The following is a 15,388-nucleotide window of genomic DNA, read 5'->3' on the forward strand; positions in this document are numbered from 1 at the left end:
TTGTTACAAATAACCGTTAAAAAGGAGAGCCGGCATAGGCCGGCTTTTTTGTGTATGAAGGAATTTGAATTAATTAATCACTACTTTAAAGGTCGTGGTATTACTCGCCGCGATGTTAATTTAGGGATTGGAGATGACTGTGCGCTTGTCACAGTACCAGCAAACTGTCAGCTTGCTGTAACAACAGATACCTTAGTGGCTGGGGTGCATTTTTTTCACGATATCTCTCCTCGCGCATTAGGGCATCGAGCTCTGGCTGTAAATTTAAGTGATTTAGCTGCCATGGGCGCAGAGCCTACCTGGGTATCGGTTGCACTTACGTTGCCAAGTATCGATCCACAATGGATTGCAGAGCTGACTGACGGCATGCATGAAATTGCTGAGTACTTTAATGTACAAATTATTGGTGGCGATACGACTCAAGGCCCACTCAGTATTACTATTTGTGCAAAAGGCACGGTTCCTGAAGGTAAAGCACTGCGTCGAAGTGGCGCAAAAGTGGGCGACTGGATTTTTGTAACCGGACCGCTAGGTGATGCTGGTTTGGCTATTGAGTCAAAAAAACAAGGTTTGCCAGTTGCACCTGAACATTTAAAGCATATTAATAAATGTTTAAACTTTCCAACGCCACGCGTGGCCGCCGGACAAGTTTTGCGTGGCTTAGCGTCATCAGCTATTGATATTTCAGACGGTTTACTTGCTGATTTAGGGCACATTTTGGATTTGTCACAGGTCAGTGCAACAATCAATATTGAAAATGTACCCACTTCTGATTCGATGCAAGCGAGTCTTGATTTTGAGCAACAGCTTCCTTTTATACTCAACTATGGCGATGACTATGAACTACTTTATACCGTCCCGGACAGTAATAAGAGTATGCTCGATATTAAGTTGCGCCAATACGGTGTAGAAGCAACCTGTATCGGCCAAATCAAAAGTGGTGACGGGAATATAGAATTATTACACCAAGGTGAAAAGTTTGTTTTTGAGCACAAAGGCTTTGAGCACTTTTCCAAGGAGCAGGTTTGAATAAAAACCGATTATTTAATTTAAAACGCCCACATCAATTTTTTGGTTTGGGTTTTGGTACAGGGCTTGCGCCTAAAGCACCGGGTACATTTGGTACCTTAGCAGCATTGCCGTTTATTTTTATTACTATGCATTTTCCGCTATGGTTACAAATTGTATTTGCACTCGTGATTAGTATATTTGGTATTTGGGCATGTGGGAAAACAGCTGATGACCTTCAAGTTCATGATCACCCAGCTATTGTTTGGGATGAAGTCGCTGGTTACTATATCACTATGATAGGCGCAGCACTTAATTGGCAAACATTATTGGTGGGCTTTTTACTTTTTCGCTTTTTTGATATAGCAAAGCCAGGGCCGATTCGTATACTTGATAAACGTGCTCATGGTGGGTTTGGTATTATGGCCGATGATGTACTTGCAGGTATTTTTTCGCTTATTTGTTTGCAAGCATTGATAAAAGTAGGTTTACTACCCTTTTAATTTATTATTTGTTTAACTAGGTGGCAGCACTATGATGCGATTTTTATTGGTTTGTGTACTCTTGATGTGTGCCATGCCAAGTACGGCTTCAATTACTGATTACGTAGTTAAACAATGGAACATTAAAGACGGACTTCCCTCACAATCCCTCAAAAGTGTGGTGCAAGATAACCAAGGCTACATGTGGCTTGGTACGCAATTCGGATTAAGCCGATTTGATGGTAACACGTTTACTAATTTCAATACCCAAAACAGTCTATTTTTACCTAATAACGGTATTAATAAGTTATTGATTGATAAGCAAGGACTGTTGTGGATAGGCACGAAAAATGGCCTTGTGGTCATAGATCCTGAAAAACTAACCGCACAAGAGTTTAATATTAAGGGCCCTGTAAGAGATATTCTTGAGGACTCCAAAGGCAGTATTTGGATTGCTGCCAATGGGCTTTATTATATAGATAGAAGCCAAATAGAGCTACGTGACCAACTCAACAATCCCAGCCCTATCGTTAATGCCACCGCAATCACCCAAATAGTGGGCTCAGTGAGTAAAATGGCACTCTCACCAGAGGGTATTTGGCTGGTTAACGATCGTAATTTATTACGTTTAACGCAAAGCTCGTCTAACTTTTCTAAGCTGCGTTTAGAGCTGACTGCTAAAGTCGCTTTGCCCGATCGTTTAGCACAAACAATAGTGCATGACTTATCTTTCTTAAGCGGCAACCTTTATCTTGCTTCTGAACTAGGTGCTTACTTTTTAGATTTAGATGACGAGCTACGCCCATTTCCATTGCCTAATATTAATAACTCAGCTGTTTATAAGTTTATGAGTGACGGAAATGGTGGGCTGTGGGTATCGACTTATGGGCGTTTATTATTCAGAGGGAAGTCGAATAATTGGCAATGGGTTGAGCCCAGTCAGTTAGATCAAAGTATTTGGTTTGCCGATATATACAGAGATGATGAAAATAACATATGGTTAGCGAGTTTTAGTGAAGGACTATGGCTTGCTCACGAAGGACGTGTTGAGCGTCATTCAGCTATATCTGAAATGACCGAAGCAGTAATGGCTATTAGTAAATCGCCAGAGGGTAAGCTGTGGATCGCGAATAAAAGTGGTGTAGGTTATTATGATGAAGATAAAACCTTTATAAATGTTATTAATAGCGCTAAGTATGGCAATGCCTCTGTCTATGATCTCCAGTTTGAAGGCGACCGTTTATATTTAGCAACTGGCAGAGGTTTATTTTTTTACGAGGCGAATACGCTTTATAGTTTTCCAGCCCGAGCACTAAATGATAACCCCATATTTGCTATTAGCACCTCAACAAGGGGAGGGTTATGGATTGGCACAGGAAGAGGGTTATTTCGTTTAAATTATAATGGACTAAATCCATTTGCTTATAATGCTTTTTTAAGTAGTAAATTTATTACATACGTTTTAGACAAACCTAATTTTGGTGTGATAGGCACAAGTAAAGGTGCGTATTATTTCACTGACCGAGGGATTGAAAAAGTGGGCGATCAGACGAGCCTCGAAAGTGCTTATGTAACCAGTATTTTGCATATAGAGGGTGTTGGTATTTTAATAGGCTCACTTAATGATGGCTTATTTTATCGCAGTGGCCAAGGGCAATGGCAGCAATTGGATGCCGCCAATGGACTACCATATGGCTCTATCTTTAGTCTTAAGTACGATGACACTTCAAAACGAATTTGGGTAAGCACCATGAAAGGGGTTTATCGCATGCCGGTTAAACAATTTAAAGGTCATATTGAAAGTCTAAAAGTGGAAGAGGTGATTTCTTCATTTGATCGACAGCTTGATGGTAAAGCAAGCCAATGTTGTAATGGTCTTGGCCACGATGCAGTAGTTGATATGGATAATTCAATTTGGTATCCCAGCTTACAAGGGATAGTTGAAATTCCTAAAGATGTGGAATTATTTGGGTTACGGCGATTAAAGCCAACAATCGAAACACTTATAACACCATCGCGTAACTTAACTGCGGCCGCATCAAGTAAAAAGCCGATGCTAAAAAAAGATGAACGCGATGTCACAATAAAATACACCGCCATTGATTATTACGCACCAAGCAGTATTGAATTTAGATATAAGCTTAATGGTTTAGACAGTGATTGGCGTTATGCGAGTAATCGTCGAGAAGCTATTTATACTAACTTACCTGCAGGTATGTTTTTATTTGAATTAGAAACAAAGCGCCAAGGTGAAGACTGGGGCAAAGCGCAATCGGCCGAGTACGCTTTTGTGGTGCCTGAACGGTTTGGCGAAACCATATACTTTAGATTACTGATCACAAGTGGCTTTGTTTTACTCTTTTATTTAGTGTTTTGGGTATTTAAAGCGCAAGAGCGGCGCAAACAGCAAGTTCTAGAAGGGCTTATTACTGAACGCACCCTTGAGCTTCGCCAAGCCAATGACAAATTAAACCAAGTGAACTCGCAGCTTAAATTGGTTAGCCATTCGGATGAGTTAACGGGGCTGAGAAGCCGTCGATTTTTGTTTGATCAACTACCAAAAGATATTGAGCACTTTCAGCGTAACTCCCAGTCATTACAGGCTCAAGGTAAATCGCTAGTTTTATTAATTATTAATTTAGATAATTTTAGCCGCATTAATGATGCTTATGGCCCTATTGCGGGAGATAGCTGTTTACAGCAAGTTGCGGCACTGCTTAACTCGCGCACCCAAGGTTCTGATTATGTTGCCCGTTGGAGTGGTGATGAATTTTTACTTTTATTACGCGACTTTAAATGTAATTTAATCGATAGTTATGTTTCTGAGTTATGTCAAGCGATTGCAGATTATACGTTTCAACTTCCTAATGGTGAAACAACGAATATAACAGCATCAGTTGGATGGTCGTTCTATCCGTTACCTCTTTTAGGTGGGCAAGTAATTAGTTGGGAAACATCAATTAATTTAGCTGATATGGCATTACATCAAGTTAAAAAGCGCGGAGGCGATGGCGTTGCTAATATTACCTTTGATGAGCAATTAGATGCGTTTGAGTTTGAGCAAAACCCAAATGTTGAACAACAAATTGACTTATTACAAACTAATGGCTTAGCCGATATTAAGGTGTGGATGCGCTAGCGATAATAAGAGAATAATAAAAAAGGAGCCGATGGCTCCTTTTTTTATTAAACGCAATACGTGCTAGCTTATAAATGTTTTTATTGAAGTTAAAATTCCGTGCTCACCTAGCCCCATTTCATCGTGCATTTGTTGTTGTGTACCGTGTTTAATAAATTCATCCGGTATACCTAGGTTAAGTATTTTTACTGCTGTTTTTTTGCTCGCTAAATATTCATTAACCGCAGAGCCAGCTCCACCTGCAATCGCATTGTCCTCAAGGGTAACAATCACATCATGATTACAAATTAGCTCATTGATTAACACCGTATCAAGAGGCTTAATAAATCGCATGTTAACTAAAGTGGCATTGAGCTCATCAGTGGCAAGTTGTGCGTTTTCAAGCAATGTACCAAATGACAATATTGCCACTTTAGTACCTTTTTTAACAACAGCGGCTTTACCAATTTCAAGTTGCTGCATCGTGCTTTGAATTTCTGCTGTACCAGCGCTACCACGTGGATAACGAACGGCAACAGGACAATTAGCTTGATAGCCAGTATAAAGCATTTGACGACACTCGTTGGTATCGCTTGGCGCCATAATAACCATATTAGGAATGCAGCGCATAAAGCTTAAGTCGTAGGCGCCTTGATGAGTTTCACCATCGGCCCCAACAATACCTGCACGGTCAATAGCAAATAACACCGGTAAATTTTGCAATGCAACATCGTGGATTAGTTGATCGTACGCACGTTGTAAAAAGCTAGAATAAATAGCCACAACAGGTTTTAAGCCTTCACAGGCAAAACCTGCAGCAAGGGTCACTGCGTGTTGTTCTGCTATTGCTACGTCAAAGTATTGCTCGGGGTGTTCTTTAGAAAAACGTACCATACCCGACCCTTCACGCATAGCAGGGGTGATTGCCATTAGTTTACTGTCTTGCTTGGCCATGTCGCAAAGCCAATCACCAAACACGTTAGAAAAGGTCGCTGCACCAGGCTTAGATTTAGGCAAGCTTAGTGTTGTAGGATCAAACTTTGGTACGCCATGATAGCCAATCGGATCGGCTTCGGCAGGTTTGTAACCTTTGCCTTTTTGCGTTTTTATATGTAAAAGCTGTGGGCCTTTTAAGTTACGCATATTGCGCAGCGTATCAACCAACATATTCACATCATGGCCATCAATTGGGCCAATATAATTTAGACCTAATTCTTCAAAAAAGGTACCTGGGATCATCATTCCTTTGATATGCTCTTCCATGCGGCTGGCTAGCTCTTTGACCGGTGGCACGCCAGAGAGTAGCTTTTTACTGCCTTCACGGATGTTGGTATAAAAGCTACCTGATAAAATACGCGCAAAGTGATTGTTTAATGCACCCACATTTTCAGATATCGACATTTCGTTATCGTTTAAAATGATCAGCATGTCTGATTTAACATCACCTAGGTGGTTCATAGCCTCAAAAGCCATACCTGCGGTAATTGCACCATCGCCTATTACTGCAACTGTTTTACGCCCTTTGCCCTCTTTTTGTGCTGCGATAGACATACCCAAGGCTGCAGAAATCGATGTGCTTGAGTGGCCAACACTAAAGGTATCGTATTTACTTTCGTCTCTAAATGGGAAAGGGTGCAATCCATCTTTTTGACGAATCGTATGCATTTGGTCGCGACGGCCCGTCAGTATTTTATGCGGATAAGCTTGATGACCCACATCCCAAACTAAACGGTCATCGGGTGTGTTGTACACATAATGCAGTGCAACGGTCAGTTCTACGGTTCCTAAACCTGACGCTAAATGGCCGCTACTTTGCGATACCGAATTGAGTAAATAGTCACGCAATTCATGGCTAAATGCAGGAAGCTTATCTTGTGCTAAATCTCGCAAATGGGCTGGTTCGTTCACCAAATTAAGTAATGGATACTTGCTGCTATCAAGTGTCATGGTTTTTTATATATCCTTCGCTAATATTAACCCTCCTCAAAACAAACGAGGTTTAAAAGGTGACTTAATATTCAGTAATAATTTTATACTAGGAGTTAATACGCTTTAGCCGTGTTTAATGGTCACGTTCAATTAAATAGTTTGCCAATGTCGCTAAATCTGTTGTGTCTGCGTCAATGTTGGCTAATGCTTCATGGGCTTGCTGTATTAAATTTTGTGCTTTATGTTTAGCGCCTAGCATACCTAATAAAGCGGGGTATGTCGCTTTATTCGCTGCAATATCTGAGCCTTGGGGCTTGCCTAAAATAAGCGTGTCGCCTTCAACATCTAAAATATCGTCATGGACTTGAAATGCCAATCCTATAGCATACCCAAAAGTTGATAAATTATCTAAAGTTTGTTGGCTTATATTTGGTGCGCACAGTGCACCTAGCGTAATCGCACAGTTTATTAAAGCACCGGTTTTTAGTTTATGAATACGTTCTAGTTCATTAACGGTAATCGTTTTACCGGTTGCAGCAATATCGAGCCCTTGCCCTGCAACCATACCTTGTAACCCTGAGGCATGGGCTAATTCGGCAATCATTTTTAATTGTGCTTCACTTGAGCACTTAAATGTGTGCTTAGCAATTAGCTCAAACGCTAACGTTTGCAGTGCATCGCCGGCTAAAATAGCTTGTGCTTCACCATATACAATATGACAGGTAGGGCGACCACGACGTAAATCATCATCATCCATCGCAGGTAAATCGTCATGCACTAATGAATAACTATGAATGCACTCTATGGCGGCTGCGAGCACATCTAAGTCGCGCTTTTCTGCACCGAAAATTTTACCTGTGGTGTAAACTAAAAACGGGCGCAGCCTTTTACCGCCATTCATTAAACTATAATGTGTGGCTTCTTTGATTGTGTCGTCGCTTTCAAGAGGTTGTTCAAAATAAAGGTTGAGGGTATTAGCTACATCATCTTGAGCGAGCTTTATTTGTTCTATTATGCTCACAATTATTCCATATCGTTATCAAATTGAGTAAGTGGCGATTTTTCGTCGTTACCCATTAATATCGACACCTTTTGTTCAGCTTGTTGAAGTTTACCAGAAGATGCGTTTGCTAGTGCTATACCGCGTTCAAACTGCTTTAAAGACTGCTCAAGCGATAAATCACCTTGTTCCATATCACTGACAATTGCTGTTAGTTCTTCTAATGCTTGTTCGAAACTTAAATTTTCAGGTTTTTTAGTCGCCATCTTTATTTTCAACTTACATAATAAATTTAGACGCCAATTTTAGGGGGAATGCTAAACTAGGTCAAAGAATGATACGTTTTTTTAATAGATAAATGCTGTTAATTGGGTTTTATTACGTTTCTCAGTTATTTTTAAATTATTAACTTTGAACAGTTAGATTGATTACTCATGTTGATCTAAAATAGGACGAGTCGTCATTTTATCGTTTATCATAAAAATCACTCAAGTATTTCAGTATCTTGCCGATAAACAATGAATATCAACGCTTGCGAAGAAAAAATATAATACCTTTGGAGGGAATGTGGATTTAGCAACCATTATTGGGATCCTTGGCGCAATTGGCTTGATTGCCATGTCCATGTTTATGAGTAGTAGCGGTGAAATCGCAATGTTTTACAATACCCCTTCAGTGGTTATTGTATTTGGTGGTTCCCTTTTTATCGTTTTATCCAATTTTACTATGTCGCAATTTTTCGGTATTGGTAAGGTTTGTGCAAAAGCGTTTATGTTTAAAATTGAACCTCCTGAAGCGTTAATTGAAAAGGCGGTTGAGCTAGCAGATTCTGCCCGTAAAGGCGGGTTTTTAGCGTTGGAGGAGGCCGAAATTCCCAATCCTTTTATGCGTAAAGGCGTTGATATGCTCGTAGATGGGCATGATGCAGATGTAGTGCGCGCAACATTACAAAAAGATATTTCCCTCACTACAACTCGTCACGAAATGGGCGCAAGCTTATTCAAATCCTTAGGTGATATCGCCCCCGCAATGGGCATGATAGGTACATTAATCGGTTTGGTAGCTATGTTATCAAACATGGATGACCCTAAAGCGATTGGTCCGGCAATGGCGGTCGCGCTATTAACAACATTATACGGTGCATTTTTAGCAAACGTTGTTGCTATTCCTATTCAGGTAAAACTTGAATTGCGTAAAGACGAAGAGGCCATGAATCAGCGCTTAATTTTAGATGCGGTATTAGGTATTCAAGATGGTCAAAACCCTAAAGTAATTGAAGGGATTTTGAAAAATTATTTAGCTGAGTCAAAACGCGCAGTAAACACTGAGGAATAATTATGTCTGATGAAGAGTGTAAATGCCCCCCCCCAGGGTTACCTGCATGGATGGGGACATTTGCTGATTTAATGTCACTATTAATGTGTTTTTTTGTACTCTTACTCGCGTTTTCTGAAATGGATGTACTGAAATTTAAACAAATTGCAGGCTCAATGAAGTTTGCTTTTGGTGTACAAAATAAAATAGAAGTAAAAGATATTCCAAAAGGCACCTCGGTTATTGCTATGGAGTTTACTCCAGGTAAACCAGAGCCTACACCGATTGAAACTATTCAACAGCAAACGGTAGAAATGACCCAGCAAATGCTAGAGTTTCAGGCTGGTGATGAAAGTTCTGCTGGAGGGCGCCAAGAACAGCGCGGTGAAAAACGAGGAGGCGAGTCAAGCAGTACCTCAGAAGAGGTTGCTGCAGCACCTGCAGTCTCTGCTGCCGATCAAGAGCAAATAAACGATTTAGTTAAAAAAATTGCACAACAACTTGAAAAACAAATTATCGACGGTGCTATTGAGCTCGAATCGTTAGGACAACAAATAATTATCCGTATCAGAGAAAATGGTTCGTTCCCATCCGGCAGTGCATTTTTACAACCGCAGTTTAAACCTATTGTTCAAGATATTGGTCGTTTACTAAAAGATGTACCCGGAGAGATCACGGTATCTGGTCACACAGATGATTTTCAAGTATCGAACGAGCTCTACATTAATAATTGGGATTTATCATCTAAGCGCGCTGTTGCTGTTGCAAGTGAATTAGAAAAAGTGGCTGGTTTTGATAAAACTCGAATGATGGTTGTGGGGCGGGCAGAAACTAGGCCTCTAGTGCCAAACGACTCCCGAGAAGATCGCAGACGTAATCGTCGAGTAGAAATATCAATTTTACAAGGTAAGGCAAAAGAATCAGACCCTATTGATATTAGATAGAGTTTATTGGTCTTGTTACTTTTTTAGCATAGAATACATATTTGTTAACAGATGTAATTAAGCTGGAGTGAATATGTATAGTAAGTTTTGTAGTATGCCAGGTAATGGTAGTGGCGATGATGATGATAAAACGAATTTTACTAAGTAACTATGCCTGATTGGTTTGATAAAGTCTTAGAGATTTTAAACAGTAACTGGGTGCTTTTTCTGATCCCAGCTATTTTTGCTTTTTATTTACGAAAAGATCTCTGTGCTTTAAGATTTACTTTATTAACGGCTTCTTTTTTCTTTTTGGTGCTTTAATTCATTCATCGCTCAAAGAGTTTGATGACGGCACTTACATATACCGTTATGTAGTTTGGGCATTAAACGATTTATCTTGGATGGCTTTGATTGCTTATTTAGGTATCAAAGATAAAGTTTATTTATGGCAATGCGTACTGGGCCAACTTGTGGTTATTGGCGCCCCCATTCTGCAACTATTTCGTTTAGTTGACCGTCACCTTTGGGATTTATCCTATAGCACTTACATGTATAAAACTTTGCTGCCACTCATTAATATTGGTACTATTGTAGTATGTTATCTGCCTCTTTTATATATTTTTGCTAATAAGCGAAATAAAGCTTTAAGCTACTAACTACAAAAATACCCACCGTTTTAAAATGATATGCTAAACTACTGTTTATATAAACAGTGTTAAGGCTTTTTTATGAAACTCTACATTGCAGAAAAACCATCATTGGGGCGCGCTATTGCGGATGCACTGCCTAAACCGCATAAAAAACATGATGGCTATATTGAAGTTGCTAATGGCGATTGTGTATCTTGGTGTATAGGTCATTTGCTTGAGCAAGCCGAGCCCGACGATTACGATGAGCGTTTTAAAAAGTGGCAGTTTGAACATTTACCTATTGTGCCTGAACACTGGCAATTAAAAGCTAAAGCAAAAACGCGTAAGCAGCTTACGGTTTTAAAAAAGCTAATCAAACAAGCAACAACACTTATACATGCTGGCGATCCTGACCGTGAAGGCCAGTTATTAGTTGATGAAGTTATAGAACAAGCAAAAATCAGCCAAGCAAAAAAACAAAATATTCAGCGTTTATTGATCAGTGATTTAAACTTAACCGCGGTAAAAAAGTCACTCAATGCTATGCGCTCCAATCATGAATTTATTCCTTTGAGTGTGTCTGCTCTAGCGCGCTCTCGTGCTGATTGGTTATTTGGTATGAACTTAACGCGAGCATATACATTAGCAGGGCAAAAAGCGGGCTTTGGTAACGTGCTGTCGGTTGGGCGTGTACAAACACCTATTTTAGGTTTGGTTGTTAATCGTGACAATGAAATCGCAAATTTTGTATCCAAACCATTTTATGAAGTACTTGCTCATCTTGTTACACCTGAGCAGCAATCATTTACTGCTAAGTGGATACCGAGTAAAGCGTGCGAACCTTATCAAGATGAAGAGGGCAGAGTACTTAATAAAGCCTTAGCCGAAAATGTGACTTCACGCATTGCTAATCAGCCCGCAAATGTAACAGCACTTGAGCAAAAGCAAAAAAAACAAACCGCGCCGCTTCCTTATAACTTATCTGCTTTACAAATAGATGCTGCTAAAGCTTTTGGGATGCCAGCACAAAAAGTGCTCGATATTTGCCAGGTTTTATATGAGCGCCATAAGCTTATTACCTATCCACGTTCAGATAATCGTTATTTACCTAAAGATCATCACCAAGATGCACCCGCTATTTTAAAAGCGATAGCCGCAAATGGTGGGCAGTTAGTAGAGTTAGTGAATAAGGCAAATGCTAAACAACGTAGTAAATGTTTTAACGACGCAAAAGTGGCCGCCCACCACGCTATTGTACCAACCGCTAAACAGTTAAACAGCGTGAGTTTAGCAAGTGATGAGGTAAAAATTTATCAGTTAATAAGTAGACATTATTTAATTCAGTTTTATCCTGACTATATATACAACGAAACCAACGTAGAGTTAATTATCGCGGGTGGTTTATTTAAAGCGAATGCAAAGCAAGATGTAAGCTTAGGATTTAAATCGCTTATGGGTAAGTCAGAACTTAAAGAAGATGCGACATTGCCTCACTTAGAAAAAGGCATGGCACTGTTATGTACTAAAGGTGAAGTTGTAGAGAAGCATACCTCTCCTCCGGCTCATTTTACTGATGCAAGCTTACTTGCTGCCATGACGGGAATTAGCCGTTATGTAAAAGATCCGCAAATCAAAAAAATATTAAAAGAGACAGATGGCCTCGGTACAGAAGCAACGCGTGCAGGCATTATTGAGCTGTTATTTAAACGTCGCTTTTTAAAACGTGAGGGAAAAGCAATTAAAGCAACTGAAACAGGTCTGGCATTAATTAGTGTATTACCAGTGGGATTATCAAGCCCCGACTTAACTGCAAAATGGGAGTCGAGTTTAGGTGATATTGCACAGCAAGCAATGAGTTATCAGCAGTTTATACAACCTTTATTAGCCGATTTAACTAATTTTGTAAGCCAAGCGGCGAACTGTAATAGCCAGGCATTTGCACTGTTACCTAAAACGTCACCTAAAAAGCGCTTTGCCAAACGTACAAAAAAAGCGCCGTATAAAAAGTCGAGTTATAAAAAAAGCCCTGCGGTAAATTAATCGCAGGGCTTAAATATAGCGTTGAAAGTTACTGATTGAATAATGCTACAGCAGCATTACTCATTGCTTTAATTCCGGTAGGTAGTGCCACTTTATAATCGGGGGCAAACTTACTCGAATGTAATGAAGGTAGTGTTTTATTATTTTTCATTGCCTCGGCATATTTTGTTTGGTTAACGCCACCTAGCCAAAATAAGGTGATAGGAATATTTTCGCCGGTGCGTCCATATAATCCAAAGTCCTCTCCGGCCATCACAGCTTGTGTATCAAGTACGTTTATATCGCCTATCGCATTTTTTATAGCGCTTCGGACAATGCTAGTTTGTGCTGGATTATTAAAAGTTGATGGGATTGATTCATCTTCATGAACTTTTACGACAGGGTAGAGTGACTCCTCAAGCCCTGCACTTTGCGCTATGCCTGCAGTAATACGTTTAATGGCTGCTATTTGTGCGTTACGTACATCTGGATTGTAGCTACGTAAAGTAAGTTGTAGCTTAACCTCGTCAGAAATAACATTATGTTTAGAACCGCCATGAATGGAACCGACCGTTATCACTGAAGGTTCAAGTGGAGAAAGCTCCCGGCTAGTAATGGTTTGTAGTGCCAGTATTGTTCGCGCTGCGATAATCACAGGATCAATAGTTGTATGCGGATAAGCACCATGGCCACCTTTGCCTTTTATACTAATATCAACCGAGTCAACGCTTGCCATTGTATATTCGTTTTTCATGGCAACTTTGCCTGCCGGAACGCTGGCGCTCACATGTAGTGCAATAATATGATCTGGTTTAGCGAACTTTTTAAATAAACCTTCTTTGAGCATGGCCTTTGCACCAGCACCAACTTCTTCTGCAGGTTGTGCAACCATCATAAGTGTACCTTGCCATTGGTCTTTATGTTTTAAAAGTTGTTCAGCAGTGCCAATAAAAGAACTCATATGAATATCATGGCCACAGCCATGCATAACACCAACCTCGTTACCTTGGTTATTTATTGTGGTCACAGTTGATGCGTAAGCTTTACCTGTTTGTTCCGTTATCGGTAAACCATCAGTATCCGTTCTAATCATAACAGTAGGGCCGTGGCCATTTTTATAAATTCCGACTACACCAAAACCACCTACATTATCGGTTACGTCAAACCCCAATTTCTGAAGTCGTTCAGCGATTTTTTTACCTGTTTGCTTTTCCTTATATGACAATTCAGGTGATTGATGTAGGTCTAAGTAAAGTTTTTCTATTGCCGGCATGCTGGTATCAAGATCCAACTTAAGTGCTTGCGCATTTAATAATGGGCTGACTAATAAACACAATGCACTTACATACGCTAATTTCATATTTCCCTCACTACCTTCTATTGTATTTAAATGATTTAAACAGATGACTTGTAATTATTATCTTCATCACCATATAAAAACCTAAATAGATGAACATGGCAATAATTCAATGAGCAATATAGTTAGTCTTAACGCACAAAACTTTCAGCAAGTATTAGGTGAAACATCACAACAAAAGTTAGTACTACTTAACTTTTTTTCTCCACAAAGCCCAGAGTGTATTAGCCAAGCAGCTATTTTAGATAAGTTATCTGCTGAATACAGCAACTATATAGTAGTCGCAAACTTAGACTGCGATGCAGAGCAGGCACTTGCCTCTCAACTTGCCCAACAAGTTGGATTGCAAACCTTACCTACTTTAGTGTTATTAAAAGACTCAGCCCCTGTTGACGTATTAGCGGGTGCTCAAACAGAAAGCCAAGTTCGTGATGCATTATCTAAACATTTACCAGCTCAACAAGACTTATTATTAGAGCAGGCTAAGCAAGCACTGATTAATAGCGACTTAAATGTCGCATTCAATTACGCAAAACAAGCGTATGAAATTGATAGCGGTAATGCGCGGATTAAATTAGTGCTTGCAGATATATGTATCCAAATTCATAAACTCGATGAAGCCGCTGCGTTAATAGAAACAATAGATGAACAAGAGCAAGATGCATACTTTAATAATATTAAGGCAAAATGTGAGGCTGCATTAGAGGCCACCGATTCACCGCAGATAAAAGAACTTCAAGAAAAGGTAGCTAAACATCCAAATGAACTTGATTTGCAAATGCAGCTAAGTAACCTTTTAAATGAAGCGGGAAGGAAAGAAGAGGCATTAGAAGCACTCTTTACTATCCTTAAAAAGGATCTTAACTATGATGAAGCCAAACCAAACTTCTTAGCAATAATCGCCTCTTTACCTGACGGCGATGCATTAGCCGCTAAATATCGCCGCAAGCTCTATAGTATTTTATATTAACGGCTAATTAGAACCTTTATAAAAGCATCTAACTAAAGATGCTTTTTTGTTTCTACATTTAAAAAGAGGATAAATGCAGGGTTATCCACAGGGTTTTGTGGGTAACATGTGTGTCTAGGTAGGGTATCTTTGGGGTAAAAATTAAATGCAAAAAAGCCTTTAAAAACGCTTGCGTTAAAATCGATTCGCCCTATAATGCGACCCCACTGAGACGGCAGGCGCGACGCGCAGCGGGCAACGCTTAGCGAGGCAAGAGTCACTCAGGGTGTTAAGTAAAACTTAATTCTGAAAACTTTCAAGTTTAACAAAATTAAGTGTTGACAAAAAAATAGGAAAGCGTAATATGCGCAGCCCTAGCGAGATAAAGTTTAACGCTTTAATCGCAACGTTCTTTAACAATATAAAGCAATCATCTGTGTGGGCACTCGTACAGATTGAGTTCTAACAGCCGAGCTACTTCGTTCTTTATTGAGCAAGTAACGAGGCAAAAAATTTAGAGTCTCAATGTGATTTCTCGAAAGAGAAACTGAGTGACCAACAGAATAATTACTTCGGTAGTTATTCAGCACAGTCAATTCGTTTTTGGTAACAAAAACAAATAATTCAGAATTCATTGAGCAGTCTCATCTCTTAATA

General features: G+C 39.7%; 11 protein-coding genes and 1 pseudogene. 8 read left to right on the forward strand and 4 right to left on the reverse strand.

Annotated elements, in window-relative coordinates; all coding sequences use genetic code 11:
* Positions 1 to 54: 54 nt before the first annotated feature.
* From thiL to KG708_RS15010, 3 genes are read left to right on the forward strand one after another with little or no spacing between them, the layout of a single operon-like run.
* Complete coding sequence (gene thiL, locus KG708_RS15000; RefSeq protein ID WP_213611049.1) at positions 55 to 1,029, forward strand: thiamine-phosphate kinase; 975 nt, start codon at positions 55 to 57, stop codon at positions 1,027 to 1,029.
* Positions 1,026 to 1,511: a phosphatidylglycerophosphatase A gene (locus tag KG708_RS15005; RefSeq protein ID WP_213611051.1), complete on the forward strand. Its 486-nt coding sequence runs from the start codon at positions 1,026 to 1,028 to the stop codon at positions 1,509 to 1,511. The genes thiL and KG708_RS15005 overlap by 4 nt, the downstream gene beginning before the upstream one ends.
* Positions 1,512 to 1,542: 31 nt before the next feature.
* Positions 1,543 to 4,629 carry a ligand-binding sensor domain-containing diguanylate cyclase gene (locus KG708_RS15010; RefSeq protein ID WP_213611061.1) on the forward strand — a complete coding sequence of 1,029 codons (3,087 nt, stop codon included), beginning with the start codon at positions 1,543 to 1,545 and terminating at the stop codon, positions 4,627 to 4,629.
* Between the two features lie 63 nt (positions 4,630 to 4,692).
* Here the strand turns inward: KG708_RS15010 and dxs are convergent, their stop codons facing one another.
* The 3 genes from dxs to KG708_RS15025 form a co-directional block, all read right to left on the reverse strand.
* Complete coding sequence (gene dxs, locus KG708_RS15015) at positions 4,693 to 6,555, reverse strand: 1-deoxy-D-xylulose-5-phosphate synthase (RefSeq protein WP_213611063.1); 1,863 nt, start codon at positions 6,553 to 6,555, stop codon at positions 4,693 to 4,695.
* A 115-nt stretch (positions 6,556 to 6,670) separates the two neighbouring features.
* Positions 6,671 to 7,558 (reverse strand): (2E,6E)-farnesyl diphosphate synthase, encoded by an 888-nt coding sequence (ispA, locus tag KG708_RS15020; protein ID WP_213611065.1) that lies wholly within the window; start codon positions 7,556 to 7,558, stop codon positions 6,671 to 6,673.
* Positions 7,559 to 7,560: 2 nt separating this feature from the next.
* Positions 7,561 to 7,803 carry an exodeoxyribonuclease VII small subunit gene (locus KG708_RS15025; RefSeq protein WP_213611067.1) on the reverse strand — a complete coding sequence of 81 codons (243 nt, stop codon included), beginning with the start codon at positions 7,801 to 7,803 and terminating at the stop codon, positions 7,561 to 7,563.
* Between the two features lie 301 nt (positions 7,804 to 8,104).
* Here KG708_RS15025 and pomA point away from each other — a divergent pair, with 301 nt between their 5' ends.
* The 4 genes and pseudogenes from pomA (at position 8,105) to KG708_RS15040 (ending at position 12,446) form a co-directional block, all read left to right on the forward strand.
* Complete coding sequence (gene pomA / locus KG708_RS15030; protein WP_213611069.1) at positions 8,105 to 8,872, forward strand: flagellar motor protein PomA; 768 nt, start codon at positions 8,105 to 8,107, stop codon at positions 8,870 to 8,872.
* A 2-nt stretch (positions 8,873 to 8,874) separates the two neighbouring features.
* Complete coding sequence (locus KG708_RS15035; RefSeq protein WP_213611078.1) at positions 8,875 to 9,795, forward strand: flagellar motor protein MotB; 921 nt, start codon at positions 8,875 to 8,877, stop codon at positions 9,793 to 9,795.
* 150 nt (positions 9,796 to 9,945) lie between these two features.
* Positions 9,946 to 10,433 (forward strand): annotated as a pseudogene (locus KG708_RS17855) (hypothetical protein).
* A gap of 72 nt (positions 10,434 to 10,505) precedes the next feature.
* Positions 10,506 to 12,446, forward strand: a complete 1,941-nt coding sequence (locus KG708_RS15040) for a DNA topoisomerase III (protein ID WP_213611080.1) — start codon at positions 10,506 to 10,508, stop codon at positions 12,444 to 12,446.
* A gap of 28 nt (positions 12,447 to 12,474) precedes the next feature.
* Here the strand turns inward: KG708_RS15040 and KG708_RS15045 are convergent, their stop codons facing one another.
* Positions 12,475 to 13,785: an amidohydrolase gene (locus KG708_RS15045; RefSeq protein WP_213611082.1), complete on the reverse strand. Its 1,311-nt coding sequence runs from the start codon at positions 13,783 to 13,785 to the stop codon at positions 12,475 to 12,477.
* A 109-nt stretch (positions 13,786 to 13,894) separates the two neighbouring features.
* Here KG708_RS15045 and KG708_RS15050 point away from each other — a divergent pair, with 109 nt between their 5' ends.
* A complete protein-coding gene (locus KG708_RS15050; protein ID WP_213611083.1) occupies positions 13,895 to 14,752 on the forward strand; it encodes a tetratricopeptide repeat protein in 858 nt (285 codons plus the stop codon).
* The last annotated feature ends 636 nt before the right edge of the window (positions 14,753 to 15,388 follow it).

The organism is Pseudoalteromonas sp., from assembly GCF_018402495.1.
Taxonomy (GTDB): Bacteria; Pseudomonadota; Gammaproteobacteria; order Enterobacterales; family Alteromonadaceae; genus Pseudoalteromonas.

Coding starts and splice junctions, on each gene's coding strand:
- thiL (WP_213611049.1), top strand. CDS start 55: ATGAAGGAATTTGAATTAATTAATCACTACTTTAAAGGTCGTGGTATT.
- KG708_RS15010 (WP_213611061.1), top strand. CDS start 1,543: ATGATGCGATTTTTATTGGTTTGTGTACTCTTGATGTGTGCCATGCCA.
- dxs (WP_213611063.1), bottom strand. CDS start 6,555: ATGACACTTGATAGCAGCAAGTATCCATTACTTAATTTGGTGAACGAA.
- KG708_RS15025 (WP_213611067.1), bottom strand. CDS start 7,803: ATGGCGACTAAAAAACCTGAAAATTTAAGTTTCGAACAAGCATTAGAA.
- KG708_RS15035 (WP_213611078.1), top strand. CDS start 8,875: ATGTCTGATGAAGAGTGTAAATGCCCCCCCCCAGGGTTACCTGCATGG.
- KG708_RS15040 (WP_213611080.1), top strand. CDS start 10,506: ATGAAACTCTACATTGCAGAAAAACCATCATTGGGGCGCGCTATTGCG.
- KG708_RS15045 (WP_213611082.1), bottom strand. CDS start 13,785: ATGAAATTAGCGTATGTAAGTGCATTGTGTTTATTAGTCAGCCCATTA.
- KG708_RS15050 (WP_213611083.1), top strand. CDS start 13,895: ATGAGCAATATAGTTAGTCTTAACGCACAAAACTTTCAGCAAGTATTA.